This is a genomic window from Rosistilla oblonga (genome assembly GCF_007751715.1).
Classification (GTDB): Bacteria; Planctomycetota; Planctomycetia; order Pirellulales; family Pirellulaceae; genus Rosistilla; species Rosistilla oblonga.
Window position 1 is genome coordinate 3,013,664 of record NZ_CP036292.1, and the last position, 16,117, is coordinate 3,029,780.

At 59.4% G+C, this 16,117-nt stretch carries 12 protein-coding genes; 8 read left to right on the forward strand and 4 right to left on the reverse strand.

Annotated elements, in window-relative coordinates:
* Nucleotides 1–71: 71 nt before the first annotated feature.
* A complete protein-coding gene (locus CA51_RS10665; protein WP_145120385.1) occupies nt 72–3,683 on the reverse strand; it encodes a hypothetical protein in 3,612 nt (1,203 codons plus the stop codon).
* Nucleotides 3,684–3,853: 170 nt separating this feature from the next.
* Here CA51_RS10665 and cutA point away from each other — a divergent pair, with 170 nt between their 5' ends.
* From cutA to CA51_RS10685, 3 genes are all read left to right on the forward strand, one after another.
* Entirely contained in the window at nt 3,854–4,180 is a 327-nt protein-coding gene (gene cutA, locus CA51_RS25785) for a divalent-cation tolerance protein CutA (protein ID WP_197451740.1), read from the forward strand.
* A 116-nt stretch (nt 4,181–4,296) separates the two neighbouring features.
* On the forward strand, nt 4,297–5,505 hold the full coding sequence (locus tag CA51_RS10675; RefSeq protein ID WP_145120389.1) for a GIY-YIG nuclease family protein: 1,209 nt from the start codon (nt 4,297–4,299) through the stop codon (nt 5,503–5,505).
* Nucleotides 5,506–6,414: 909 nt separating this feature from the next.
* Complete coding sequence (locus tag CA51_RS10685) at nt 6,415–7,140, forward strand: hypothetical protein (protein WP_145120392.1); 726 nt, start codon at nt 6,415–6,417, stop codon at nt 7,138–7,140.
* 52 nt (nt 7,141–7,192) lie between these two features.
* Here the strand turns inward: CA51_RS10685 and CA51_RS10690 are convergent, their stop codons facing one another.
* Nucleotides 7,193–7,843: a DUF7691 family protein gene (locus CA51_RS10690; RefSeq protein WP_145120394.1), complete on the reverse strand. Its 651-nt coding sequence runs from the start codon at nt 7,841–7,843 to the stop codon at nt 7,193–7,195.
* Nucleotides 7,844–7,931: 88 nt separating this feature from the next.
* On the opposite strand from CA51_RS10690, the gene CA51_RS10695 reads away from it, so the two are divergent.
* From CA51_RS10695 to CA51_RS10710, 5 genes are all read left to right on the forward strand, one after another.
* The gene (locus CA51_RS10695; RefSeq protein WP_197451741.1) at nt 7,932–10,499 is read left to right on the forward strand and encodes an ankyrin repeat domain-containing protein; all 2,568 of its coding nucleotides are present in this window, start codon (nt 7,932–7,934) and stop codon (nt 10,497–10,499) included.
* A gap of 375 nt (nt 10,500–10,874) precedes the next feature.
* Entirely contained in the window at nt 10,875–12,329 is a 1,455-nt protein-coding gene (locus CA51_RS10700) for a sulfatase family protein (RefSeq protein ID WP_231746181.1), read from the forward strand.
* Nucleotides 12,330–12,545: 216 nt separating this feature from the next.
* On the forward strand, nt 12,546–12,698 hold the full coding sequence (locus tag CA51_RS25790; protein WP_197451742.1) for a hypothetical protein: 153 nt from the start codon (nt 12,546–12,548) through the stop codon (nt 12,696–12,698).
* A gap of 627 nt (nt 12,699–13,325) precedes the next feature.
* Nucleotides 13,326–14,495: an Lpg1974 family pore-forming outer membrane protein gene (locus tag CA51_RS10705; protein ID WP_145120400.1), complete on the forward strand. Its 1,170-nt coding sequence runs from the start codon at nt 13,326–13,328 to the stop codon at nt 14,493–14,495.
* Between the two features lie 58 nt (nt 14,496–14,553).
* Nucleotides 14,554–14,808, forward strand: coding sequence for a hypothetical protein (locus tag CA51_RS10710; RefSeq protein ID WP_145120402.1), 255 nt, complete (start codon nt 14,554–14,556; stop codon nt 14,806–14,808).
* Here CA51_RS10710 and CA51_RS25795 read toward each other — a convergent pair.
* Complete coding sequence (locus tag CA51_RS25795) at nt 14,805–14,966, reverse strand: hypothetical protein (RefSeq protein WP_197451743.1); 162 nt, start codon at nt 14,964–14,966, stop codon at nt 14,805–14,807. The genes CA51_RS10710 and CA51_RS25795 overlap by 4 nt on opposite strands.
* Nucleotides 14,967–15,028: 62 nt before the next feature.
* Nucleotides 15,029–16,105: a DUF1559 domain-containing protein gene (locus CA51_RS10715; protein WP_145120404.1), complete on the reverse strand. Its 1,077-nt coding sequence runs from the start codon at nt 16,103–16,105 to the stop codon at nt 15,029–15,031.
* Nucleotides 16,106–16,117 lie beyond the last annotated feature (12 nt).

The following is a 16,117-nucleotide window of genomic DNA, read 5'->3' on the forward strand; positions in this document are numbered from 1 at the left end:
TGGATGCCGCCGAACGACCCCGGCGGCAGCTACGTCAACTGGCTGATTGTGATTCTTTAGCTGGGCGGGCGTTAGCGATTGCCGAACAGTTTCTGTAGGCCGCGGGAGAGTTCTTTCTGCAACGCATTTTTTGCAGTCTCTTCCAACGCCTTGGTTCCCAGCCGGGTCAGCGATTCGGTCACGCCTCGCGAATCGAGGCTGGGGCGGCTGAACGTGCCGTCGATCGGGATCTGGAAGGTCTGCCCGACCATCCCCGCTTTCCGCATGTCGTTGCCGGCCCAAGCGTCTTCGATCGGGATCTGGGCGTTGATTTCCAGCCGTCCGTCCAACGACGCGCTGCCGCTGGAAACGACTCGCACATCGTCCAACTGCATCATCAGTCGCTGATGCGTGACGACACCGTTTTCCATGACAAAGTCGACCGATTGGGCGGGCAGTTCGATCCATTGGTTGCCGGCGGTCAGCGGCTTGCTTCCTCCCAGCGACGCAAATTGGCCGATCACGCCGACGACGCTGTTAGCGATCGGGCCGGGGCCGACTTGCGCGTGGTCGATCCCCAGTCGTCCGCTGATTTTGTTTCGCGCCGGTGCCATCGGGAAGATCATCGCCTGGTCGATCTCCAGCTTGAAGGTGCCGTTGACGTCGGTCGCGTCGGCCAGCAATGGAGCCACGTATTTCAGCCACGTCCGCGTCATTTCGGTTTCCAGTTGAACCCCTTCGGCGATCAAGCCAGGCGTCGGTTGGATCCAGATCGGATCGTCGCTGTAGCTGGCTTTGCCGGCCAGATTCAAACGCCCCTTAGCCAATTGGATCGTCGTCGGGGCGATTTCAATTTGCCCCGCGGCGGTTTTCACGGGGATCGACGCCGGGCCGATCTCCACGCCGGCGATATTGGCTTGATCCCAAGCCAGAGTTCCCGAAGCGGTGATGTCAGCCGGTTCGTCGCCTTGCATCCGCACCTGCAATTCGATCGGGCCCTCGCTGGTTCCGGACATCTGGATCGGTTGACCGATTAGATCTTGCAACCGGCGAGCGATCTCGTCGCTGCGAATCCGTGCCGGCCCCGACATCGCCACCTGCGTCGTCGTCTCGTCGCCACGGTACTTGCCGGTCAGCGTGGCATCGAGCCACTGGGTGCTGATCTTCAGATCCTTGCCGTCGATGTCTCCATTGGCTTCGTTGTATTGGATCAATCCAACCAGCTTCAGATTCGGTTCTTTCCAGAGCGATTCATGATTCACCTGCAGCGGCATCGGGGGAACATGGTTCGCGAGGTCGACGTGTCCCGAGACGCCAACGTTCTGCAACAGTTCAAGATTCGCCGCGTCGGCGTCGACGTTGGCTTTCCAGATCCCGCCGCTGCCGAGCAATGTCGCCCGGCCTTCGATCGTCCCTTTGATCTGGTAGTTGCTCGCTTCGACTTCCGGTTGCGGAGCGAAGCTTGTCAATTGAATCGGTTGGAACTGCGCAGCGATCGCATCGGTCGACTGACGCAGTCGCTCGACGTCGGCTCGCCAAGCCAGCTCCAGCTCGCTGTTGCCTTCGTATCGATAGTCGCCTTGGGCACTAAGCGCCGCGGCGTTTCCGATCGCTGTCAACGAACGGATCGAAATCGTATCCATCGCCATCGGCAGCTTGCCGTCGAAGTTGACTTTTAATGTGCTTTGGCTGTACCGCGAACCCGACCAAGCGACAGCCGGCTGCTGCATCGAAATCGTGGCACCTCGCAATACGCCGTCACCCATCGCGACGTCGGCGTGTAGCGTGGCGTCGAACTCGCCCTCGGTCGCTCCCATCGCGGTGGGCAACCAGGGACGGATCAGGCCGACGACTGCGGCGATGCGTCCCTTGCCGACCGCTTTGACCGGCAGCAGAGTTTTCGAGGTCGGTTGATCGATCGGTTGTTCCAGTTCGATGTCCCACATCTGCGAAGCGTTACGCAGCGTGATCGCGGCTTGGTTCAGCCGAGCCAGATGGTCGCCACCCCAGATTCCGATCGCGCCAATTTTGAAGTCGACGGCTGGTTCGCGAATCGTTTCGCCGCCGGAGAGTCCGATCGCCAGCATCGCTGCCGTTGCTTGACCATCCAGCCGCCACAGCCCGTCGCGCTCGGCGGTCCAGCGGATGCTGCCCGACGTGCTGCCGCCGAGTTCGGTATCGGAGAGGTCGATCAGCGGCGAGACCATCGCGGTCAAACGGCCTAGGTCGATGTTAAATTCGGCTTGCCCATTCCGCAGGTCGCCGCTGGCCGTTGCGTTGGCGAACATGCTGCGGATCTGCAGCCGTTCGGCCATGATCCAGGCTCCCGAGGGACGCGCCGACAATTGGATCGTCATCGGTTCGATCTGCAGCGGCCGGCCAAACGAGGTGGCGCGAATCGGATCGGATTCTAGATCGATGTTCGTTAGGAAACCGTCGGCGTCTTGGATGCCGGAGAGGCTGCCGCGGAGGATCGCCGATTCGATCGAAGCATTTTCGCGTAGCGGCAGTAGGCCGGGGGCGGCTTTGCTGAGCCGAGCCAGATCGATTTCAAGACCGGCGGTTCCCGAGAGGGCTTCGAGCCAGGCAAACGGATTTTCGGCGAGGTCTGCGGAGACGTCGGCGCTGGCGATCCGGAAGGTGCCGTTCAGATCAGCGACGCCAAAATCGCTGCTCAAGTGCAGCCCCATTCCCTGCAGATGTGTGGCGGTATAGAGGAATGAACCCTCGACGCGGGCGGCTTGGATCGCCCACAGGTTTTCGGACAATCGCGGATCGCCGATCTGCACGTCGCGCAGATTCAGGCTGCGGAAATCGCCGCGGAGTGCACCGCTGGCGTCCAGCGTTAATCGCAGGTCTCCTTCTGCGACACCGCCGACGTGTTGGGGAGCCATGCCGTCATCGGTTGGGAATCGAGTTGCCAGAAGTTTTGCGATCGACAGTGGCAGCGAGGCCAAGGTCGCATCGACTTGCAGCGCGCTTGCGCCACTCTGCTCCGACGCAGCCAGTCGCAGTTCCAACTTGCCCGGTTGTCCCTGTGGATCGACGACGGTCAGCGAGAGGTCTCCACGCGGCAGATCGCTTTCGACTGCGATGTCGGCGGCGATCTCCGCCAGCTTCCAAACTTCTCCGGTCGTCGCATTGGTCACGACCACTTCGGCATCGCGGAGGACGATCTTGACCGATGTCGAAGTGTCTAGCGACGAAGAGTCGTCGTCCGATTCATCCGTTGTGGAATCGGGTTCGCTTTCAAAAGCCGCGAGGTCTTGTTCAAGGCTGCTGGTCCCGGCGTCGACCGCCAGTTCGCTGCGAAGTCCCGTCGCCTGGACGGTCCCAAAATCGGAGCGTCCGGAGATCAGATCGATCAGCGTGACTTCGGTCTCGATCCGGCCTGCGGTCAGCCGCGTTTGTCCGCTGGGGCCGATCAGTTCCAAGTCGTCCAGACGCAGCGGCGTCATCCAACCGAGACGAATTCCGTAGGCCTTGGCTTGCCAGCCATATTTTTCCGCGTTGCTGCCTAACAACGAATCGGCGATCGGCGAATTGCAGACGATCGAAGGACCCATTGCGATCGACAACAGGATCGTCAAGGCGAACGACCCCATCGCGATCCGATAGCGAGTGCGACGGCGCTGACGCATCTGATCGGTCCGCCGACGCGATGTCTCGATTGCTTCGTCCATGTCGTTATCGATGCGTTGCATCACGAGCCTCCTGCTCAATCGGGAATCCGCTGCGTCAAACCCACCCACGGCACATCTGCCCAGGCCGTGCGTTTGGTGTTTGCGCAGGAGCTACCTATCATTATGAAAAGCCCGTCGATTCTAAACAGAATCGATCGCCCAGCCCAACATCATTCTTGGAGTTGATATCATTGGACGGATTCCTGCTAATTACAACTACCACGCCGACGGAGGACGAGGCGCGGCGGATCGCTTCGCGGCTGATCGAGCTGCGTTATGCCGCGTGCGTCCAGGTCGAGGGACCGATCTCGAGCCATTATCGCTGGGAGGGGAGCGTTCACTGCGATCCCGAGTTTCGCTTGAGCATCAAAACCGTCGGCTCGCGGTACGACGTGGTCGAGCGGCTGATCGCGGAGATGCACTCGTATCAACAGCCGCAGATCATCGCGACGCCGATCGTCGCCGGAGCGGAAGGCTATCTGAACTGGTTGACCGAACAGACCCAAACCGAATGCTAGCGGCGTGAGCGGAGGGTTGGACGCGGCGCCGGGTTTGCTAAAATTTGTTGGGGCATTCAACCGTCGACCATCGCGGTTCATCACCAAGGATAGCGAGCTGCCACGCTCGCCAATAAATGGATTTGCATCAACCCACCGGACTATTTGAAGGCTTTGGCCCCAACCCGTTGGACCCGCTCGGGCCGCGGACGACACATCGCGTCGCGGCGACGTCGACTGCCGAATTGCGGACGCTGGTCCGTCAGCAATGTCCTAAGTCTCCGGGCATCTACGGGATGTTGGATCGCAGCGGGCAATTGATCTACGTCGGTAAATCGAAGCGGTTGCGGATCCGTTTGCTGTCGTATTTCAGTCCACGCAATGCGGAGGAGAAAGCTGGCCGGATCATCCAAGCGGCGCAGACCGTCCTCTGGGAAACGCAGCCCAGCGAATTTGCGGCGCTTTTGCGCGAACAGCAATTGATTCGCCGCTGGACGCCGCGTTGGAACGTTCAAGAGATCCCCAAACGCCAGCGGCCAGTCTATCTGTGTCTTGGCGGCGCGCCAGCTCCGTACTTCTTTTTAGACGCGATGCCGCCAGCGGATGTGGTCGCCAGCGAGGGACCGTTTCGGGGTGCAGGCAAGATGCAGCGAGCTGTCGATGCGCTTAACAACTTCTATCGGCTGCGCGATTGCAGCAGCAAACAGGAACTCTATTTCGCCGATCAATTGCAGTTGTTTGAGCTTGAGCAGCGGCCGGGATGCTTGCGATATGAGATCGGTCGCTGCAGCGGTCCCTGCGTCGGGCAGTGCACGCGTCGACAATACTATCAACAGGTGGCGGAGGCGGAGAGTTTTCTCGACGGCTTCCATGCGGCGCCGCTCGAAACCATTCGCGAAACGATCCACCGCGCCGCCGAGATGCGACAGTACGAGTTGGCGGGGCGGATGAGTCGCGATCTGGTTTCGTTGGAATACCTGCATCGCAAACTGATGTTCCTGGCCGCGGCGCGTCGCAAGTACACGTTTGTCTATTCGGTCCCCGGGCACGAAAGCGAACCCGATGCCCAGCAGAACCATCGTGGTGTCTGGTATCTGATCCGTCGCGGGGAGGTTTGTGAATCGATCGTTGCCCCGCGGTGTCCCGAAGAGTTTCAGCGGGCCCGACGCCGGGTGACGCATTGGAAACGGGTGCTCGCCGATCCAGAGAACCATCGCGCGGCCAGCCCGTTTCCATTTACGCTCTCGTTGGTCGCTCAATGGTTGCGCAAACAACCACAGGAACTCGAGCGGACCTTCCATCCCTCGGAGGCCGGTCGGCGGTATCGCGCCCTGGCGCGATCGTAACCGATTGTGTCGGCCTCCGGCCTTTGATGCCGCGCGGCTCTGCGGCACCGGTGGTTTACACCACCGGCATTAGATGTGGCGCCCTCCGGGCTCGGGAAGCAGCAGGTGGGAGGTGGGAGGTGGGAGGTGGGAGGTGGGAGGTGGGAGGTGGGAGGTGGGAGGTGGGAGGTGGGAGGTGGGAGGTGGTGGGATGAAAGTTTTCAGGCCGGAGGCCGGCACATTCTCTGCCGGTGGTGTAAACCACCGGAATGATGCGCCAGCAAAAAACACGAGGCCGGAGGCCGGCACAGGTTTGTGTCGGCCTCCGGCCTTTGATGCCGCGCGGCTCTGCGGCACCGGTGGTTTACACCACCGGCATTAGATGTGGCGCCCTCCGGGCTCGGGAAGCAGCAGGTGGGAGGTGGTGGAATGAAAGTTTTCAGGCCGGAGGCCGGCACATTCTCTGCCGGTGGTGTAAACCACCGGAATGATGCGCCAGCAAAAAACACCAGGCCGGAGGCCGGCACAGGTTTGTGTCGGCCTCCGGCCTTTGATGCCGCGCGGCTCTGCGGCACCGGTGGTTTACACCACCGGCATTAGATGTGGCGCCCTCCGGGCTCAGGAGTTTAAAAGTGCGGAATCACTCTGGTGGTTTACACAACCGGCATTAGATATGCCGCCCTCCGAGCTCGGGAATCAGCAGGTGGGAGGTGGTGGAATGAAAGTTTTCAGGCCGGAGGCCGGCACATTCTCTGCCGGTGGTGTAAACCACCGGAATCATGCACCAGCAAAAAACACCAGGCCGGAGGCCGGCACAGGTTCCCGGCGGTGCAGTTATAGGGGTTGGCAGCATGCAGCGACTTGGTTAGATCCTGTTTTTTTTGAAAACCGCGCGCAATGCACCGCTCCTCGGCGGGCTCTGTCAATTCCATGACGCATTCGATTTGGCTTTCTCCCACCGCGATCTATCTTCTGCTGATTGGGCTCAGCGGACTGCTGGGTGCGTTGGTGCCGGAGTTCTATCAGTGGACTGGATCGGATCAGAGTCGGATGTCGCCGATTGTCGGTTGGGTTGCCGCTGGGATGGCGATCGTCGCGGCGGCGATCTGGAGCGGGTTGCCGTTTGTCACGCTTCGCACCGAAGCGTCGGCATCGGGGCTGATCCGGCCGATCCGTTTCCAGCTGAGAACCTTGTTCCTGTGGACGACAGCGTTGGCGATCGGGTTTGCCGGGCTGATCCGGTTTCCGATGCCGGTCAGCGTTTTTGTTTGTGTTGCCGCCTACCTTCACCTCGCTTGGTTTATCGCCCGGCAGCAACAACATCGCTGGGCCGCGGCGGCATTGATCGGTTGCATGACTCTGCCGTACGTCTGGATCGCTGCGCCCGACGGCACCAACGGGATAGACGTCGGGTGGATCCTGTTATGGATGGCCGGTGGAATGCCAATGCTGTTTCCCGCTGGCTTCGCTGCCAGTTGGCTCGGTCAGAGTCTGAACGATGTCGGTTGGCTGGCGATTGTTATGACCGCGGCACAGCTGGTTCTTGGAACTTGGATCATCCGGTTGGGACCAAAGCGGACGATCGCCTATCTAATCGGTTGTCTGTTGGTATCGACGTTTGGATCGTTCTGTTTGCACGCGATGGTCTTGGCATAACGGATCTCGCGTCAGGCCATTGACTGCCTCAAGGCCTTTGTTCGCCGCGGCGCTACGTGTCGACGCTGACATACAACACGCGGCCGTTTGCTTTTAGTTTATCCAACACCGACATCAGTTCTTCGTAGTCTTCGTCGACCTCCGGATGTCGGCTGTCGCGGAGCGTGGCTTCGGCAGCTTCAAACTGTTCAGCCAACGCGACAACTTCCGCTGGCGAGTGCATGCTGTGCATCGGTTGCCAGGCGTCCCAGTTGAGCCGACCGGAGTGCCAGTACCGAAACGGCCGCGCGCCAAAGTGCGTGATCTCTTTTTCGGTGAGTTGATTTTTGGGTTGGTCGTGGTGCGCTATGGCTTCGCTGACGATGTTCCAGTAGACGCCATCGCTCTCGCATTCAAAGCCAAACGGATTGAGTTCGTCGTCATTACAGAGGTCGACGAACGCCCGCTCCCAAATGTTTTTTCCAATCTCGGAGAGGTCGGCATACCAATCCTTCCGTTGCAAGCGATCGATCAGAATAGGGAGCAGCGATTCGGTATCGCTCGGCCAATCGGCGGCTTCGTCATCGTCCTCAAGCTGCTCGTCGTAGCTGTCCAACAGCTCCGAAACGTTCTCCGCCATCGCGGCCGCTAGATCTTCGCTGGGCGATTCGAGGAACGAATTGAGACTCGGCCAATCGAGCGAATAAAGAAAATAGCCTGCCATCGATTGCTTCCTATCTTGGGGTGAGCGAACATATCGATCCGGTGGGGTGGAGTATAACAGCGCGTCTTTGTGGATGTTGGAGGTGGCGATGAGTCGACTGATGGAACCTATCGAACACGTTTTTGTACGCCACTGCCTGCCAGCGAAGCACGGCGATTTCGAGCGGGTCAAGCCGTTGTTGCGGTCCGGTTTCGATGACTCGGGTTCGATGTCGACGGCGGGCCTGCCAGCACTGGAAGCCTGCGAAGCCAACGGTCGATGGACGATCGCGTGGGAGCAAGCGGGGAGCGCGTGGGTGCTGTTGGACAGCAACGCGGCGGCGGCCGAGACGCTCTACCGCGACAACTGCAAGAGTCGGCGGAGCGAAGTCGTTTGGGTGCGAAGGGCTGGCGATCAATTCGATTTCCATTGGACTGCGGCTCGCAAATGTGTCGTCGATTTTCGCGACTATCCCGGCCAACCGCCCATTGTCAAACACGACGCGGCAAACGAAGCGATCGCCAAATGTTTGCAGGCTGGCAGCGGGCAGGAGATCTTTGCGGCGCTGTGTAAGGTCGCGGAGTTGTTGGTGCCGGCGGAGTCGATCTCGGTGGCGACGCAGCGGTTTCGGATCGTTCCGCCACGCGGCCGCCGGGCCCGCAAATCGCTTCGTGATTTCGTGATCTTCTCGGCTCCTGGGCTGGCGCCGGGCGAAAACGAAGCGGCCGACCGGTTGGCCGAAGCGATCGATGCTGGCGATGTGTCGGCGTTGCGGCAGTCGATCGCTGACGGGGCGTCCTTGGATCAATTGCCCGACCGATCGCTCTCGCCATTGTTGCTGGCGCTCTATCGCTGGGGGACGACGAAGTCCTGGCGGCAGTGCGCTCAAGCATTGATCGACGCCGGTTGTCGCATCGACCCGGCGGATGGTGAGCCGTTGGTGATCGAGGCCTGCAGCCATCTGTTATCCGAGCAGGCGTCGGTGGAGATCCTGCAGTTATTGATCGAAAACGGAGCGGATCTAAACGCGCGGGACCGACGTGGCATGACCGCGCTCGATCTGTCCGCCTCACGCCGCCGCAACCAGGTCGTCGCTTTCCTGATCGAACATGGTGCCGATCCAACGATCGAGACGCGACAGGATCAAACGATCGTCGATGAGATTCGCAACCGCGTCGATCAGGCGGCGCAATACGGCAAGCGGTCGGAATACGCTGAGACGCTCGAACTGTTGACGGGAGTGCCGTATCAAGTTCCCGATTCGCTGCAGCTATCCGATGCCGTCCGCAGCGAAGCGGAGCGGTTTTTGAGCATCGTCGAAGCGCGTCATCTGAGGAAGCTGCTGCCAAAAACTGTAGAGATCCAGCCGATCAAGGCGTCGCGGCTGAACAACTTCGAAACCTTCAAGCCGTGGTGTCGCGAATTGAAGCAGTTGGGTTTTGTCGAAGCCTGCCACGTGATAACTTGTGTTGCATTGCAGGTGCCGCAGACGATTCTGACCGATCCTCAGCGGAGGTTTGATGCGATCTTAGGTGACGACGGACCGCTGGCTCCCGGCGGGCTGCGGCTGGAAATCGTTGCATCAGCCGCTGATGGGCGAATCATTTCGGTCGCCAACAAAGCGCTGCAGGACGATCCGAGATGGCGGCCGACCTTTCTGCAGTCGCATGTCTTGGAGGGGCGGCCGGTGAGCGAATTGGTCGATCGAATGGTCGAACTGACCAAGGGTATACAACTGAACGAAATCGCCGTCGATCAGGCGGGCGACCGCTATCGCGGCGGAGTCGAGCGGTTGATCGATGGGATGCGGCAACGGACGCGCGAGGTGGAACGATCGCGGATCGTCGACGCCGATGGGAACGTGCCCCGGTTCGAGCGGATTGGCGTCTACTTGCAGCCGCGGCTGGGATCCCAACCCGATGACCTCACCTCGTTCAGTGTCGCTCAATCGGCAGAGCGTTCGTTTGCCGACGATTCCGGCGAATCCAAACGCTCCGACCCCGGGCGGGATCTGTGTGAAACGGTTCGCGATGCGGCGGTGTTGGCCGCTCTGGACCATCTGCAGATGGCTGGCGCGTTGCATGATGAGAGTAAGATTGCGGCGGGAATCGACGCGGGGATGGCGTTCTTCCAGGCCTTTCAAGATCCGTCGAGCGAGGCTCGCGACCGTTGGTTGGCTGAACCGCTCTGCCTGATCTTGGCACTTGCCAGTTCGCGCGGTCAGTGGGATGCGGTGCAGGCGATTGCTGGCGGATTGAGTGCCGAATTTCTCGACGCTTCAGCTCGCTTCCCCGACGATCCGCCCGTCGCGATGGCGGAGGTGTTGGCGTTGGTCGCCAATCGATTCGGCAATCAAACGTCTTGGGACGACAGTCAGTTGTTTGCGAGTATCGCTGCCTCGCGGAGCAAACACGCCCAGTTGTTGGCCGCTGTGATATCGGCGATCGACACCGCCGACGCCCCAGGTTTTGAACGCGCATTCACTGAATCGCTTCGCCACGCGAGCAAGCGAAAGCCGCGAGCCGATTGGAGTTTCGACCTCGACCGCGCCGTTGCTTGGTGCGAAACGATCCTGTGGCATCTGGCCGCGCACCGCGAATTGCCGTTGCCCAAGTTGAGCGAAAAACAAAGCGACTGGTTGCTGTGCTGCGAAGCCCCAGCGCGCGGCAGCGATTGATGCAAGGAATGGCTGCCGCAGAAATCGATTCGCCGATCGACTAAGCACTTGTTTCGGTAACCGCGGTGCAGCAGAATTGATTGGGTGCGAGGTAAGCAAGTCCCGCAATCAGCGCGGCGTCGGCGGCGATGGGGCGCGATCGCCCTCCCCTACTCGAATCAGATCATTAAGCGGTCCATTAACATGAAGTTTAGCGACACCAGAGTTGTTGGTTGTAAAGCGTTTCGGCAAGTCGTCTGCATCGCCATTGTGGCTTGGGGACTTGTCCTGGGGGCGTCACCGCTGGCGTGGAGTCAGAGTTCTCGTGAACACGCTGCGACGACGAAGAGCGATGCGACCGGGAAACCGAACCTCGTCGTGATCATCGCCGACGACATGAACTGGAACGACTGTGGAGCCTACGGGCATCCGGCGATTCGGACGCCCAACATCGATCGCCTGGCGAGCGAGGGGCTGCTGTTCCAGCACGCCTACCTGACGACCAATTCGTGTAGTCCCTCGCGGGCGAGCATCCTGACCGGCAGATATCCTCACAACACCGCAGCGGAACAACTGCATTGGCCGCTTCCGGCGGGGACGGCTACGCTGGCGGAACAGCTGCGGCGGCGCGGATACTACACCGCAGCGGCTGGGAAATGGCATTTGGGTGATGCTGTGCGGGGCGACTTTGACAAGATCTATGAGGCGTCGACGGCTGGTTTTGTATTGCCGTCGGGGAAGGATGGCGAGCCGCCGAAAATGATCGCAGCGCAGCCGAGCGGTTGCGAAGATTGGGAGCGATCGCTGGACGATCGGCCTTGCGATCGCCCCTTTTTCCTGTGGCTTGCGGCACTCGATCCGCATCGCGAATATACCGCCGGGGCGCTCGATCCGCCGCACCGCAGCGAAGATGTGATCGTCCCGGAGCATCTGCCCGACACGCCTGAGGTCCGCGAAGACTTGCGTCTTTATTACGACGAGATCGGTCGGTTGGACGGATACGTCGGCAAGGTGCTGGCAAAGCTGAAGCAGCAGGGAGTCGATGAGAACACGTTGGTCTTGTTCATCAGCGACAACGGCCGCCCTTTCCCTCGCGACAAGACGACGTTGTACGACGGTGGCATCCGCACGCCTTGGATTGTCCGATGGCCGGCCAGGATCGCCGCCGGAGAAACAACCGACGCGTTGGTCAGCGCTGTCGATATCGCACCGACCTTCCTGCAGTTGGCTGATCGTGCGACGCCCGCCGCTGGAGATTCAACGCAGCAGACGACCAGAATGTCGCAGAACGAAGGTTCCCAAACGGCAGGCGTAGACGTATGGCAACCCGAAGGCAAAAGCTTTTTGGCGACGCTGTTGGATCCTCGCAAGCGGCACCGCGAGTTCGCTTTTGCCGAAGACCACTGGCACGATTACGAGGACCATGCCCGTTGCGTCGTCGATCGCCGTTTCAAACTGATCCGCAACGACTACCCCGATCTTCCCGCCACGCCATCGGCTGATGCGGGGCGTGGGCTGACCTTGCAAGCGATGCTGAAGCTTCAGCAGCGTGGCGAACTGACAGCCGCACAGCAGAGCTGTTTCCGCTCGCCACGGCCGCGATGGGAGCTGTTCGATCTGCAACGCGATCCCAGCGAATTGGTCAACCGCTTCGACGATCCCGCCTACGCTTCGGTGCGCGATTCGATGCAGCAGGCGTTGCTGCGATGGAGCCAGGAGACGGGCGATTATCTGCCCAATCGGCGGACGCCCGATGAGTTCGACCGCGTCAGCGGAGCGCCCGACCATAGCGTGCGGGTGCGTCCGCGGCCTTCGAAACAAGAGATGTTCGGCACCAACGGGAAGTACTGAGATCGTTTCGCCAGCAGACGCCGAGGTGATTTGATATCGCGCTGCGGCGTAGCTCTCCGCAAGCGGGAAATACTAGCACGAAGCGCAAGCGAGTGATCGATCGCGATTAGGGAAACACTTGCTTGCGCTTCGTGTTGGTAAATGCAGGGAAATCACTCGCTTGCGCTTCGTGCTAGTAAATGCGGGAAATCACTTGCTTGCGCTTCGTGCTGGTAGATGCTGCGATGGAGCCAGGAGACGGGCGATTATCTGCCCAGTCGGCGGACGCCCGATGAGTTCGACCGCGTCAGTGGAGAGCCCGACCATAGCGTGCGGGTGCGTCCGCGGCCTTCGAAACAAGAGATGTTCGGCGCAAACGGGAAGTACTGAGATCGTTTCGCCAGCAGACGCCGAGGTGATTTGATATCGCGCTGCGGCGTAGCCCTCCGCAAGCGGGAAATACTAGCACGAAGCGCAAGCGAGTGATCGATCGCGATTAGGGAAACACTTGCTTGCGCTTCGTGTTGGTAAATGCAGGGAAATCACTCGCTTGCGCTTCGTGCTGGTAAATGCTGCGGCGTAGCCCTCCGCAAGCGGGAAATACTAGCACGAAGCGCCAGCGAGTGATCGATCGCGATTAGGGAATCACTTGCTTGCGCTTCGTGCGCGTTGGTGCGGGAAATCACTCGCTTGCGCTTCGTGCTAGTAAATGCGGGGAATTACTTGATTGCGCTTCGTGCTGGTAGATGCGGGGAATCACTTGCTTGCGCTTCGTGTTGGTAAATGCGGGGAAACACTTGCTTGCGCTTCGTGCTGGTATTTTTGCGGAGGTAGTGGGCTTGTTTGGTAGTTGGGGTGGTGTACGTCGACTGTTCCGTCTTTGTGCACCATAGTGGTGGTGCGGGGTGTAGTTAGTCGATGCATGGTAACGGTTGGGGAAAACTGTTGCATCATCGAAGGTTTGCCTCTCACGCGATCGTGACGGGGGCGCCGCTATCACTACAAGGAACTGGCGATATGGGGACTCGGAATCTACTTTCTGGAATGCTGTTGGCGTGGGGATTTTGCCTGACCGGCGGCGGCGCTGTAACGGTTGCTCAGGAAACGTTCGATCACGTCTACAGGGTGGCGGATCTCGATCGCGACCAGGGTTTGGTGGCTGCGTGGTCCGCTGGCGATTCGTCCGACGTGCAAATACTCTCCCCCGGGATCGACGCATGTGCTGAGTGTACGCAATGCGATTCGCAGGGCTGCGATGGATGTTGTGCAACGCAGGAGTGTCGGTCGCCTTGGTGGGCCCATCGATCGGGATTGTTTGGCGAGTTTTTGTATCTCCGTCCCGGCGATAGCGACATCGTCTATTCGATCGAACAGAACGACACCACGGTAAACGCCTTCCCGACGGGGCCGCTGGGAATCGCGGCGATCGACGCCTCGCCCGGTTACCGGGTTGGATTTTCGCTGGCTAGTTCGCAGACCAGCAGTTTGGTAGCCAGCTATACGCACTGGGACGGCAACACGCAGGATCGATTGGTCCGCAATAACGCTAACGTCTTGAACTCACAAATCATTCACCCAAGCACATTCACGACTGGCGGAAACAGCTTGCAATCATCGGCGGCGACGTCGATTGAATTCGATTTGATCGATGCCGTCTATCGCCACAAATTGATATGCACCGACACCACGATCTTCAATTGGTCGGGAGGCTTCCGCTACGGAACGATCGAACAATCCCTGCTGGCTCAACAAGAAATTTCAGTCGCCACGGGGTTGGTCACCGTCGACACCGACGTCGATTTCAACGGGTTTGGGATCTTGTTGGGCTGCGACGCTGAACGCCGCAGTTGCCAGTCGGGGATGTTGTGTTACAGCAAAGGGGCTGCGTCGTTTCTGGGAGGTGAATGGACTGGCGATTATCGCCAATCGAATCAGTTCACCGGCGGGATCGTCGCAAATCAATACGAAGATTTTCGCATCAGCCCCGTCTTGGAAACCGAGCTGGGGATTGGATGGCAGAGCGAATCGGGTTGCGTCCGCGCCACCGCCGGCTACATGGCCTCCTGGTGGTGCAACGCGGTTTCGACCCGCGAATATGTCGACGGCGTGCGTCGCGGCAACTATCTCGAAATCGACGACACAATCGCCTTCATCGGACTGACAACTCGGTTGGAAGTCCGCTACTAAGCTAGTTGTTCAACGAGCAACCGAAGGCTCTACAGGTGCACCACGTCACCGCGAGTGGATGTTTGCTGCAAACGCTTCAGCGGCAAACATCGCAGCGGTTAAGAACGAATGGCCGGCGGTCGTCTGCACCGGCGACCGCCGGCTCGCTCATCTTGCTGGCCTCGGTCCCGCCGCGTTCTTCTCGCGGGTGGATCGCGTCAAACGTTCAAGTTGGCTTTGCCGAAACGATTTGCGACTTGGTTTATGGTCAAAAAAAAACGCAGCCGAAGCTGCGTTTGTCGTGATCAACGTTTCTGTATTGACGAGGGATTAGTGGCCCGAATTAGCCGCTTTCTCAGCCGCTTCATCGATTGGTTCCAGATCCGTCGTCAGCGCCGGGTCGTTTGCATCTCCCGCTTGTCCCGACGGTGCGCCACCGCAACCGCAGACGGCGAACATGCTAAGAAGAAGGAACCAGCTTGCAATTTTCATCATCAATACCTGTCAAATATCAGTCTTAAGAAACAAGTTGTTAAACAAATCGAACTAGTCGATTAGAGAGTCTCGCCGTACGCTCGGCTGCCCAATGCGATCCAGGTCGCTTGGTCGGTCGTCTCGCCAGCGAAGTTCACCGAAGCGTCGGCACGTAGTGTCATGCAACCGCCTGGGTGATTGGAGCTAGCTTCTTTCATCGAGATATCGGTAACCGATGCATCGTTATCACAGCTTGGACCAGCGTTCGGTCCACGCAGCGTTGTGACGTAAGGGCCACGGAATGCACCGCCCCAAGCCCACCAACGATTTTGTTCATCGCTTTGCCCGTCCCAGCCGCTTCCCGAGTCGTACATGCCAAGGCAGGTATCGAGATAGGTGTTGATTTCGGTGATGAACGCTGGCGTGTTGCGGAAGGTGGTGTTCGTGCCCGAGATCGATTGACGCAGAGCGGTTCCAACGACCACACGGTAACTCTCATCGCGGTTTGGATTCGAGGAATCCCATTGGCCTTGGTTGCGGCCAATCTTCGATTCGGCCATCGCCAAAGTGTTCGACGTGCCATCGGTGATATCGCGGAATCGGCAGAAATACGCCTTGTCGAATACGCCCGGCTCACTTCCGTTGCCTACGTCCCACGAAGTACATGGACCGTGCGAGAATGAATAGCTCGACGGCGCCATATCGGAGGTGTACGAGACGTCCGACCCAGGATCGCTGGGGCAGAGGAAGGCGTCTAGAAGAGTTCGGCGTACCACGGAGCTGTGTTCGGCAACCCCGGCAATGTTTGCAGCGAAGTTGTAGCGGAAGTCGATTTGATCATAAAGCGGCCCCTGCTCGATGAAGGGGAGGATGCTGGCCAAACCGCTCCACGAATTCCAGCCGTCGTATTGGCCAGAGGCGTTTGTCGACAACGTTACGCCAGCACTCGCTGGGAAACTTTGATACGTGTCGTGGTAGTTGTGGAGTGCCAGGCCCAACTGCTTCATATTGTTTGAGCAAGACATACGACGGGCCGCTTCACGAGCAGCTTGGACGGCGGGCAACAACAATCCCACCAAAATACCGATGATGGCAATCACCACCAACAATTCAACTAAGGTGAAGCCTTTGGCGCTTCTCTTTTGAAAACGAACCATATCCAATCCTCC

Coding starts and splice junctions, on each gene's coding strand:
- CA51_RS10665 (WP_145120385.1), bottom strand. CDS start 3,683: ATGCAACGCATCGATAACGACATGGACGAAGCAATCGAGACATCGCGT.
- CA51_RS10675 (WP_145120389.1), top strand. CDS start 4,297: ATGGATTTGCATCAACCCACCGGACTATTTGAAGGCTTTGGCCCCAAC.
- CA51_RS10685 (WP_145120392.1), top strand. CDS start 6,415: ATGACGCATTCGATTTGGCTTTCTCCCACCGCGATCTATCTTCTGCTG.
- CA51_RS10690 (WP_145120394.1), bottom strand. CDS start 7,843: ATGGCAGGCTATTTTCTTTATTCGCTCGATTGGCCGAGTCTCAATTCG.
- CA51_RS10695 (WP_197451741.1), top strand. CDS start 7,932: ATGAGTCGACTGATGGAACCTATCGAACACGTTTTTGTACGCCACTGC.
- CA51_RS10700 (WP_231746181.1), top strand. CDS start 10,875: ATGAACTGGAACGACTGTGGAGCCTACGGGCATCCGGCGATTCGGACG.
- CA51_RS25790 (WP_197451742.1), top strand. CDS start 12,546: ATGCTGCGATGGAGCCAGGAGACGGGCGATTATCTGCCCAGTCGGCGG.
- CA51_RS10705 (WP_145120400.1), top strand. CDS start 13,326: ATGGGGACTCGGAATCTACTTTCTGGAATGCTGTTGGCGTGGGGATTT.
- CA51_RS10710 (WP_145120402.1), top strand. CDS start 14,554: ATGTTTGCTGCAAACGCTTCAGCGGCAAACATCGCAGCGGTTAAGAAC.
- CA51_RS25795 (WP_197451743.1), bottom strand. CDS start 14,966: ATGAAAATTGCAAGCTGGTTCCTTCTTCTTAGCATGTTCGCCGTCTGC.
- CA51_RS10715 (WP_145120404.1), bottom strand. CDS start 16,105: ATGGTTCGTTTTCAAAAGAGAAGCGCCAAAGGCTTCACCTTAGTTGAA.